Origin of the sequence: Odoribacter sp. N15.MGS-14, assembly GCF_000980245.1 — a bacterium.
GTDB classification, from domain to species: domain Bacteria; phylum Bacteroidota; class Bacteroidia; order Bacteroidales; family Marinifilaceae; genus Odoribacter; species Odoribacter splanchnicus.
In genome coordinates this window covers 80,903-91,396 of record NZ_LARE01000002.1, presented here as the reverse complement: position 1 = coordinate 91,396, position 10,494 = coordinate 80,903, and the positions used below count along the sequence as shown (strand labels likewise).

Sequence of the window (10,494 nt, the reverse complement as noted above, 5' to 3'; positions counted from 1 at the left end):
ATGGATTAGTATTATGATCGGGGTTCTGGAAATGTATACCGGAACCGTTCAGGGGAAAAATCTGAGAGAACGTTTGAACGCCATTCCGGAGATTGTCTCGGTAGAAGCGGGTTGCGATTCCATATACGGAGAGTATTTCCGTTGTTTCATCCGGCAACCTTATGACCATAATCATCCGGAAAAAGGCAACTTCCGGCAGCAATTTTGTCTCCTGCACCGCTCCGATTCGGCAGCCGTGGTATTTGTCACATCCGGAGGAACTATTGATTCTTTATACTGGACAGAAGCCGCGACTTTGCTGAAAGCCAATCAGGTCATCCTGGAAACCCGCTATTGCGGCCGTAGCCGGCCTGACAGTACGATCGACTGGCATACGCTGACTTTGCCGCAAATTGCAGCCGACCTGCACGCTGTCATAAAAAGTCTGGAAACGGCACTATACTCTTCCAACTACCGGGTATCTACCGGAAACGGTCAGGGTGGTTTGGAAGCTTTGTTTCACAAACGGTATTATCCGGAAGATGTGCGGCAGACCATTTTATTCAATACTCCTTTATGTAGTGATTCGCCTGACAAACGAGTCGGTCGCTATCAGGTCAGGTTGGGAAAACCGAATAAAATGTTTCGAGGAGGGGGGATCCAAATGGGCATGAATGGCGGCGGTTTTTCTTTTTTTCCGACCGGTAGTGAACTGAATTTCGATATAAAGGATTTTCAGCGTTACTGTTTCCGGCATTTGGACAGCCTGTTACCCTTGTTCGAAGCATATAGCCGTGAACACAGACTGGATTTCCGGCGGGTAGGATCTTCTTTGCGGGCTCTGCAATTGACCATCCTCGAATACCGGCCGGCTTTCTTTTACGGAGCCGTATCGAAGGAACTGATTCCCGATAAGGAATATGATAATCCGGCATTTTATTTCGAACATTTGATTACCGTATCCGATCCGGCCCGTTTTTGTGACAGCACATTATATGCCCGTGAGCCGATGTCGTGGCTGGCCCTGAACGAAACGGGAAGTTATACTCATTTTGTCCGGCCTTACCGGGAATGGGTACCGAAGGATATTCACGACCGTTCTTTTTTGTATGCATCCGATATGCCTTGGAAAAACGTTACTTTCCGGCAGGAACAAACCAAAGACATGAAAAGATGGCTGCGGAACGAAGCAAAGGATATACTGTTTATTTACGGATTGCTGGATATTTTTGCGGCGGCAAAAGTAAATTTGAAAAAGAATGACTATTGTACATTGTTGGTCAGTCCGGGACAGGGCCTGGTAGTCCGAATTGAAAACTTCGACTGGGGTACATGCAACTACTTGAAAGATATGATTTTAACAAATAAATGATGATTGTTCCCCTCTATGATTCCAAGGTCGGTTGGATTGCTGTCTTTGCTTATTTAATCTCCGGTAAATCGATCCCCTTGATTTTGCGATAGAGATTCAGGGCATACGAGTCGGTCATGCCGGAGACGTAATCCACTACGGTCTGAATCTTTGTATACATAGAATCTGCCTTACTGACCTTGTATTGTTCGGGCATGATCGATAAGATATTCCGGGCGTAGTAAGTTTCCGGTTTCAGTACTGCATCCGTATATTCTTTGAGGATGGTTCCGAGTATTTTGAAACCGGCAATTTGAATCTGGGTTACCATATTCGTGTGGTAGATTCGTCCGTAAGCTAAGGCGGTGCAGGCATCGTAGGCTTCTTTGTTCGTTCCGCTGACTTGTTTGATCAGGGTACTGTTGAAATCACCCTTCATGATCGCTTCGTAATTCTGGCAGAATACGTCGGCACAGGCATTGATCAGCTTATTGATGATTCCGGCTCTCAAAAAAGCAATCCGTTCGTTTTTGTCGGTAACCGTCTTGAAAGTTTTGGTGATGATTTTCAGATCTTCTTTGTCTTCATTTTTGTCATAAAAGCTTTCCAGAATAGCGACGGTTTCGTCATAAGAAAGTATGCGTAGTTTATGTGAGTCTTCGATATCCATAATCTGGTAACAGATATCGTCAGCGGCTTCGACAAGGTATACCAGCGGATGGCGTACATATTGCAGCGGATGGTCACCGAGCTGGCGGATTCCCAGTTCCCCGGCTACCTGCCGGAAAATGTCTTTTTCACTCTGGAAAAAACCGTATTTGAATCCTTTGGGATTGGCTTTTGTCGATTCGAAGGGGTATTTGACGATAGAAGCCAGGGTGGTATAGGTCATGGTATAGCCTCCCGGGCGGCGTCCGTTGAAGCTGTGGGTCAGGAGACGGAAGGTATTGGCATTACCTTCGAAATGGCTTAGGTCATTCCATTCTTCGTCGGAAAGCAATTTTTTGAAATACAGGCCTTCACCTTCACTGAAAAAATAGGAAATCGCTTCTTCGCCCGAGTGGCCGAAAGGAGGGTTCCCCAGGTCGTGGGCCAGGCAACCGGTGCTGACAATGGTTCCGATTTCTTCCAGAATTTCCGGATTTTCGATCTCTACTTGCTGTTGTTTCAGGAATTGGCTGACCTTATTTCCGAGCGAACGTCCTACACTAGCTACTTCAAGGCTGTGAGTCAGACGGTTGTGAACAAAAATATTACCCGGAAGGGGAAATACCTGCGTTTTATTCTGTAAGCGACGGAAAGGAGATGAAAATATCAGGCGGTCGTAATCCCGTTGAAATTGCGAACGGTCGTGCGAATGAAACAACGAAGTGGTACTTCCCGGATGATAACGATGGGCTGATAAAAGTTGATTCCAATCCATAGGTAAAGCAATGAAGATAAGATCGAATAATAGGTTGAAAAACAAAGAGACGTCCAAAAAGTTTATACTTTGGGGACAGCCTCTTTGTATAAGGTTACTTTTTATTTTGTAATGAAGTGGAAGTGACTTCCGAAGCGTTCGAATGCAGCTTTGTCCAGTTCTTCCTGGCATTGAGGAGCAGCAATACGGATCAAGGCTTTAGCGCGATCCTGTAAGGTTTTTCCATATAGGTCGGCTACCCCGTATTCCGTAACGACATAATGCACATCGAAACGGGTGGTCACCACTCCGGCGCCATTCAACAGGGTCGGACTGATTTTACTGATCCCTTTGGCTGTGATAGCCGGCATGGCGATAATCGGTTTACCTCCTTCACTGGCTGCTGCACCCCGGATAAAGTCCAACTGTCCTCCACAACCACTGTAGAATTTGCATCCCAGAGAGTCGGCGTTTACCTGGCCGGTGAGGTCGATAGAAAGTGCAGAGTTGATGGCAGTCATTTTCGGTTGCTGGGCAATGATATAAGGATCGTTGGTATAGCCTACGTCCATCATAGCTACTGCCGGGTTGTCGTCGATAAAGTCATATACCGCTTTAGAACCCATCAGGAAAGTAGAAACGATTTTCCCTTTATCGTATTTTTTATTCAGGTTGTTGATTACTCCTTTATAATAAAGAGGTAATACTCCATCGGCAAACATTTCGGTGTGGATCCCCAGATTTTTGTGGTTACCCAGCTGTGACAATACGGCGTTCGGAATAGCTCCGATTCCCATTTGAAGACAAGCACCGTCTTCGATCAGGCCGGCACAATTTTTACCGATTTGAATATCCTGTTCCGATGGTTGTGCCGGTTTAGCTTCAATCAGCGGAGTGTTGTCTTCGCAGAAGATATCGATATCGGATAATTTGATGATGGCATCTCCCCAGGCACGCGGCACGTTAGGGTTGATCACCGCAATTACTGTTTTAGCCGTTTGAACGGCAGCCAGGGTGGCATCTACAGAAGTACCCATAGATACATAGCCGTGTTTATCCGGAGGACATACCTGAATCATGGCCACATCTACCGGAGTAATCCCCATACGGATTAATTTCTGGGTTTCACTGAGGTGTACCGGAATATAGTCTGCCCAACCGTCCTGAGTCGCTTTCCGTACGTTGTGGCCGACAAAATACGATTCCAGCTGGAATACACCTTCAAATTCCTGCTCTGCATAAGGAGCAGCGCCTTCCGTATGAAGATGTTGCAATTTAATGTTTTTCAGCTCTCCGGCACGTCCGCGGGCACACAAAGCCTGGATCAAACCCTGAGGTGCACAAGCTACACTGTGAATATGAATCCGGTCGCCCGATTTCACCACTTTGACAGCTTCTTCAAATGATACTGTTTTTATACCTTGAACCATAATGTTGTTATATTAGATTAAAATCTTTCACTCACAAACGATGCGAAGGTAGGCAATAAAAAGTAAAAAGTAAAAGGTAAAAGGTAAAAAGTGGGAGTAAATTGTGTGTAGAATTTGTTGCGTAATAAAATTATAGGGGAGAATACCGGACAAAACTGCTGTAATGGTTTGCGGATCGGATATATATAATCAATAGTATGGTGAAAAAGGACAACTCTATCTGTAAAGTATAGAATCGTCCTTTTTAGTTTACTTGTATTTTTCGATCAGGTTTTTAACGACTTCCGGGGTTAATTTATGATTTTCGAGCAGAGGAAAACCTTCCCAGCGGACAATACCTTTCGGATCGATGATGATGACATGGGGAATACCTTTGATTTCCAGGATTTTGTCCATTGTTTTTTTAGTATCTACTCCGTAATAATATTCGATAACGGGTTCTTTCATCGCTTTAATCTTTTCTACCGGTTCGTCCGAAATGCCGATAACGACGACATCTTTCGAAAATTCTTTGGCAATCTCGTTGAGCTCGGGAATTGCTTTCCGGCAGGGACCACACCAGGTAGCCCAAAAGTCGATGATGACGAATTTTCCCTCAGTATCGGGTTTTTTAGAAATCCAGGTTTCTACGGTTAGTTCCGGTGCCTTTTCGTTCAGAAAAGATTTTGCCCACAACTGTTTGCCGTTGTTGCTTTCCTGTGCAAATCCAATACCGCTGAATAATAGCATGGTCAGTAAAATAATTGTGTTTTTCATTGTTTATCAGAATTTTAGTATTCAAGTCTATCCTTTGTTTTTTCAGTTATAACGGTTACAGCCCTTTCTCTCAACTTCTATCTCCCCACTTTTTAACCTCTCTCTTTTATCTCCTCGAATAACCTTTAGCCTATAGCTTTTAGCCTACAGCCTTTAGCCTATAGCTTTTAGCCTTTTACCTTTTCATCGCCCTCTCCATATCTTTCTTGGCATCTTTCAGTTTCAGGCTTTCCCGCTTGTCGAATTCCTTTTTGCCTTTAGCCAGGGCGATCCGGAGTTTGGCGTATCCTTTTTCGTTGAGGAAAACTTTCACCGGTACGATGGTCAGGCCGGATTCTTTCACTTTACGTTGCAGTTTGATCAGCTCTTTGTGAGTGAGCAGTAGTTTTCGTTCCCGTTTTTCTTCGTGATTGTAATAAGTCCCTAGTTTGTATTCGGCGATATGCATCCCTTTTACCCACAACTCTCCCCGGTTAAAAAAGCAGTAGGAATCTACCAGACTGGCTTTCCCGGCCCGGATAGATTTAATTTCGGTACCGGTAAGTACGATGCCGGCATTATATTCCTCGAGAAATTCGTAGTCGAAGGAGGCTCGTTTGTTTCGTATATTGACTTCGTTAGGCATAAACTGAAAAATTAAATATTGAAAGCAGAAATTCCAAAGATGATCATCAAAAGTTGATTGATAATGACTGGAATACAAATAATCGCCAGGGAACTGATGACGAGAATATTGGTTTTCTGGCCCGGATGCAATCGGGGGATTTGGCCAAGTCCTTTGTAAAGCGTCCGTATAAAAATAAAACTGAGCAACGTAAAAAGTTGGCCTAGAAAAATATTTCCCAGAGCATTTCCAATACTATGAAAAATAATGAAAATCACTCCACTGTATACGGTCAGATTTAAGGCCAGGTTCGTATCGAAAGAGAGTTTCCGGCACAAATATTCCCGTGTAATCAGATAGGCGAACCAGTTACCGATGAGCATTGCTATCAGATTAATGATTGTCAGACCGGTAGCTTGCCAAAAATTATAATTGATCAGATTGATCAACAGAACCATTATCGAGATAACCATAGTGATGGGAATCAGATAATTCCGATACAATTCCTTTCCGGAATTAGTTTCATCCAGGGCTTCCGGCCATACAGTCTCCGGAACCATCAGCAATTGTTCGGTGCGTCGGTATAGATATTTGAAATTAATATTTTTCATGCCAGACAAAAATATCTAATTTTTCCTGAAAAACAACAGGAATTTTTGAAGATACTTTGTCCGGGGAAGACAAAGCTAGGGATGCCTAAGGGATGCGCCTGGGATTCGTATCTTCAAATTCAGATTAAATTCAGATTAAATCCAGGTTAAATCCACATCAAAAGTTAGATAAATTGGTTTTAATCTGGATTTAATATAGGTTTAAATTGATTTTATAGTAGCTGATGTATGGAGGAACCTTAGGGAAAGCATAGCCTTCGAAAGGCTTATCCGTTCTCTGATTAAAAATCGGGGTACGGGTGTTGCCAAATACATGTATCCCTTGTTCCGCTTGGGAATACGTTATTTTTAATAAAAAAGTGGGATAAAGTGGTTTAAAGTGGGAAATATTTCCTAACTTTACATCACAAATCCACCTCTTGTTTTCGGGAGTAGTGTATGTTTGTAATAAGTTGTTATAGAATTAATTGGTAATACGATGGCTTCATTTATCGGAGATTATACCTGTAAAGCTGATAGCAAATGTCGGGTTGTGGTGCCTGCCTCTTTCCGGAGAGTGATGGTGGCTTCGCAACAGACGTTTTTTGTTTTGCGGAAAAATGTCTTCGGGAAGTGCATTGATATGTATCCTTTGCAGGAATGGGAAAATATGATTGCGGGGGTACGTGCCCGTCTGAATTTGTTCGATCCTAAACATGCGGCTTTTTTTAGGGAGTTTTGTCGGGGAACGCAGGAGGTGGAAATGGATACCAATGGCCGGATTTTACTACCCCGGAAGATGCTGGATGAGATCGGTATCGATAAGGAGATGGTGTTGGCTGCGCAGGATTCGATGATACAGGTGTGGGACGCCAGGGTGTATGAGGAGGTGGCGATTAGTGGAAAAGAGTTAGGGGCGATGGCGGAAGAAATTTTTAAAAACTAATATACGATAGATATGTCCGAATATCATGTACCGGTTTTGCTGAAAGAGTCTGTCGATGGATTGGATATCCGGCAGGGAGGTGTGTATCTGGATCTGACCTTCGGGGGTGGAGGACATTCCGGGGAGATATTGAGACGATTGGATGCAGAGGGATGTTTGCTGGGGTTCGATCAGGATGAGGATGCTTTGGCTAATGTGCCGGAAGATGATCGTTTTATTTTTGTGAATCATAATTTCAGATATTTGCGTAATTTTATGCGCTATTATGGGTATGAAGAAGCGGATGGCATTCTGGCGGATTTGGGGGTATCTTCTCATGAATTCGATGAAGCCGGCCGGGGATTTTCGTTCCGGTTCGAAGCGGAATTGGATATGAGGATGAACCAACGGAGTAAGCTGACAGCCGCTACCGTGCTGAATACCTACGATGCAGAACAGTTGACCGCTATTTTCAGGAATTACGGGGAGGTGGAGAATGCCCGGAGGTTGGTGGATTTGATCGTGAAAGCCCGGGCAAATCAGGAAATAAAAACTTCCGAGGCGTTTTATCAGATTATTTTGCCTTGTATTCCGAAGTTGAAAGAAAAAAAATATCTGGCAAAAGTCTATCAGGCTTTACGGATAGAAGTGAACGGGGAGCTGGAAGCTTTGGAGGAGATGATGCAACAGGCGATGGAGGTATTGAAGCCGGGGGGCAGATTGGTGATTATTACCTATCATTCTCTGGAAGATCGGATTGTGAAGAATTTTTTGAAGGCCGGGAATGCGGAAGGTAAATTGGAAAAGGATCTGGTGTTCGGTCATGTACACCATAACTTTGAATTGGTCAACCGGAAAGTGATCGTTCCCTCGGAAGAGGAAATCGTGCGTAATCCGCGGGCCAGGAGTGCAAAGCTTCGGATTGCGAGAAAGAAGGATTAAGAGACAATAAGGAAAGAGATGGGAGTTTTTAGTAGAAAAAAGGTAACGGAAGATGTGCCGGTGGAGGAGAAGAGGCAAGAGGAGGCCAAAACGGCGTCCTCGGTGAAAAGTGTATTGGAGGGAAGTCTGCTCGCAGAAAAACTGCGGCAGAATATCCGGTTTGTGCTTTTTGCTACTTTTTTAGGGATTTGGTATATATCCAATGGATATTCTACTGAAAAGCTGCATCGGGAGAGGGTTCTTCTGGAAAAGGAAGTAACCGATCTGCGTTTCGAGTCGATTTCTGCAGCAGCGGATTTGATGTTGATGCGCAAGCAATCGGAGATTATCAAACGGATAAAAAATGAAGGATTAGCATTGGAGGAGAGTAAAGAACCTCCGGTAAAATTGTATCGGTGATCGAAATGGCAATAAAGGATGACATAACGTGGAGAACCATAATTGTTTATGTGTTTATCGTACTGTTCGGTTGTCTGATTCTGGCTAAAGCTTGTGCAGTAATGACTGTGGAAGGGGAAAAGTGGCGGAAGATGGCGTCGGCAAATGTGCCGGTGCAGCCTGTCAAAATAGAACCCAACCGGGGAGATATCTGGGCAGCCGACGGTCGGATTCTGGCGACCTCGGTTCCTTTTTATGAACTCCGTTTCGATCCTATTGCAGTGAATAAGAAAGTGTTCGATGCTGAAGTGGATAGTCTGGCTTTGTGTTTATCCCGGTTCTTTAAGGATGGAAGTAAGGCTTTTTATAAAGATAAGCTGGTGGGTGCCCGCAATCGGAAACCTCGTCCCGACCGTTATTTGCTGATCAATAAACGTAAAGTGAATCATAAGGAGTTGAAACAAATCCGTCAATTCCCGATTTTCCGTCTGGGAAAGAATAAAGGTGGTTTTCAGGCTATAGTCAATGACGAAAGATTACAACCCCATGTGAATTTAGCCGGCCGGACGATCGGTTATCTGAACGAATCGGAGACCGGGGAAAGGGAAGGACGGGTAGGACTGGAAGCTACTTTTGAAAACCAGTTGAAGGGTGAATGCGGACAGGGGATCAAGCGGATGATGTCGGGGACCTGGATGGTCATTACCCGTAAGGAACCGGTAGATGGACACGATGTCGTGACCACGATAGATGTGGATTATCAGGATATCGTGCAGCATGCCCTGAAAAAACAGATGGAGAAAAGCGAGGCGACACACGGTACGGCTATCCTGATGGAAGTGAAAACCGGGGATATCAAAGCAATCGCCAACCTGGCCAGAAAGGACGGGGTATATATTGAAAACCAGAATTTTGCTATCAGTGGTGCCGGTGAACCGGGATCTGTAATCAAAGCAGCGACTATGATCGCCTTGCTGGAGGACGGGTGTGTCACTCCTTACGATACGATCGACCTGGGTACTTCAGGGAGATATAAATTTTATGACCGTTATCTGACCGAATCGCATGATGGTTTAGGGAAAGTGACGGTGAAGCAGATGATGGAAAAATCGTCGAACGGTATTGCGAAATTGGTGTATGATCATTATAAAGACCGGCCGGAGAAATTTGTAAACCGCTGGTATGCTATGGGGTTGGATAAGAAAACCGGTATTTGTCTGCCGGGAGAGATAGAGCCTTATATCAAATATCCCAAAGATAAAAGCTGGAGCGGTATCAGTTTGCCCTGGATGAGTATCGGGTATGAATTAAAAGTTACTCCTCTGCAGATTCTGGCTTTTTATAATGCCATAGCCAATGACGGTCAGCGGATGCGTCCGCGCCTGGTAAAAGAGATCCGGAACCGGGGAGAGGTAGTGGAATCCTTCGAGCCGGAGGAAGTCGGGGGAAGGATTTGTAGCCGGAAGACGTTGAACGAGGTAAAAGATATGTTGGAAGGAGTCGTCGAAAACGGTACGGCCCGGAATATTTATACGCCTAAATACCGGATCGCCGGTAAAACGGGTACAGCCCGTTTGGCAAGCGGGTCGAGCGGATATGGAGGTGGACGTTACCGGGCGAGCTTCGTGGGATATTTCCCTGCCGAACGGCCTTTGTATTCCTGTATTGTCGTGATCGATAATCCGACGAACGGTTATTATGCCACGACTGTATCGGCTCCGGTTTTCCGGGAAATTGCCGATAAGGTTTACTCTATGGCATACGTACAATACGGTAAACCCGAATATGAAGCGGATAAAACTTTGCCGGTATGTAAAAATGGCCTGAAAGAAGATTTTAGAACTATTTTCGATGAATTGGATATGGATATAGACGGGGTGAGGGATGCGGATGGTGCCGATTGGGTGGTCACGGCCAGCAACGAAGGGGAAAATATCGTGATCAAACCCCGGCGGATTTCCTATTCATCGGTGCCGAATGTGAAGGGAATGGGTTTGAGGGATGCACTGTACGTATTGGAAAATTCCGGTTTGAAAGTCGATTTTTCCGGTGCCGGAATGGTACAGCGGCAATCGCTCCAACCCGGGGCGGAAGTTCCCAAAGGGTCTTATATCCGGATTGAATTAAGATAAGAGAT

General features: G+C 44.8%; 10 protein-coding genes. 5 read left to right on the top strand and 5 right to left on the bottom strand.

Translation table 11 applies throughout. The annotated features are described in order from the left end of the window. On the top strand, positions 1-1,351 hold a 1,351-nt coding region (locus WS34_RS00935; RefSeq protein WP_286693579.1), incomplete at its 5' end, for a serine protease. 49 nt (positions 1,352-1,400) lie between these two features. On the opposite strand, the gene WS34_RS00930 is transcribed toward WS34_RS00935, so the two are convergent. The 5 genes from WS34_RS00930 to WS34_RS00910 all read right to left on the bottom strand — a co-directional run bounded on the left by WS34_RS00930 (position 1,401) and on the right by WS34_RS00910 (position 6,133). Then, positions 1,401-2,753 (bottom strand): deoxyguanosinetriphosphate triphosphohydrolase, encoded by a 1,353-nt coding sequence (locus WS34_RS00930; protein ID WP_041557241.1) that lies wholly within the window; start codon positions 2,751-2,753, stop codon positions 1,401-1,403. Between the two features lie 101 nt (positions 2,754-2,854). After that, positions 2,855-4,162, bottom strand: a complete 1,308-nt coding sequence (locus WS34_RS00925) for an acetyl-CoA hydrolase/transferase family protein (protein WP_013611627.1) — start codon at positions 4,160-4,162, stop codon at positions 2,855-2,857. 249 nt (positions 4,163-4,411) lie between these two features. Beyond that, the gene (locus tag WS34_RS00920; RefSeq protein WP_013611626.1) at positions 4,412-4,918 is read right to left on the bottom strand and encodes a TlpA family protein disulfide reductase; all 507 of its coding nucleotides are present in this window, start codon (positions 4,916-4,918) and stop codon (positions 4,412-4,414) included. Positions 4,919-5,093: 175 nt separating this feature from the next. Continuing rightward, positions 5,094-5,543, bottom strand: coding sequence for an SsrA-binding protein SmpB (gene smpB / locus WS34_RS00915; protein WP_013611625.1), 450 nt, complete (start codon positions 5,541-5,543; stop codon positions 5,094-5,096). Positions 5,544-5,554: 11 nt separating this feature from the next. Further along, complete coding sequence (locus tag WS34_RS00910) at positions 5,555-6,133, bottom strand: hypothetical protein (protein WP_046402533.1); 579 nt, start codon at positions 6,131-6,133, stop codon at positions 5,555-5,557. 478 nt (positions 6,134-6,611) lie between these two features. Between WS34_RS00910 and WS34_RS00905 the strand changes: the two genes are divergently transcribed. From WS34_RS00905 to WS34_RS00890, 4 genes are read left to right on the top strand one after another with little or no spacing between them, the layout of a single operon-like run. Continuing rightward, positions 6,612-7,058 (top strand): division/cell wall cluster transcriptional repressor MraZ, encoded by a 447-nt coding sequence (locus tag WS34_RS00905; RefSeq protein WP_046402530.1) that lies wholly within the window; start codon positions 6,612-6,614, stop codon positions 7,056-7,058. 12 nt (positions 7,059-7,070) lie between these two features. Then, complete coding sequence (gene rsmH, locus WS34_RS00900) at positions 7,071-7,979, top strand: 16S rRNA (cytosine(1402)-N(4))-methyltransferase RsmH (protein ID WP_046402528.1); 909 nt, start codon at positions 7,071-7,073, stop codon at positions 7,977-7,979. 18 nt (positions 7,980-7,997) lie between these two features. After that, positions 7,998-8,378, top strand: a complete 381-nt coding sequence (locus WS34_RS00895) for an FtsL-like putative cell division protein (protein WP_013611611.1) — start codon at positions 7,998-8,000, stop codon at positions 8,376-8,378. Positions 8,379-8,383: 5 nt separating this feature from the next. After that, positions 8,384-10,489, top strand: a complete 2,106-nt coding sequence (locus WS34_RS00890) for a PASTA domain-containing penicillin-binding protein (RefSeq protein ID WP_046402549.1) — start codon at positions 8,384-8,386, stop codon at positions 10,487-10,489. Positions 10,490-10,494 lie beyond the last annotated feature (5 nt).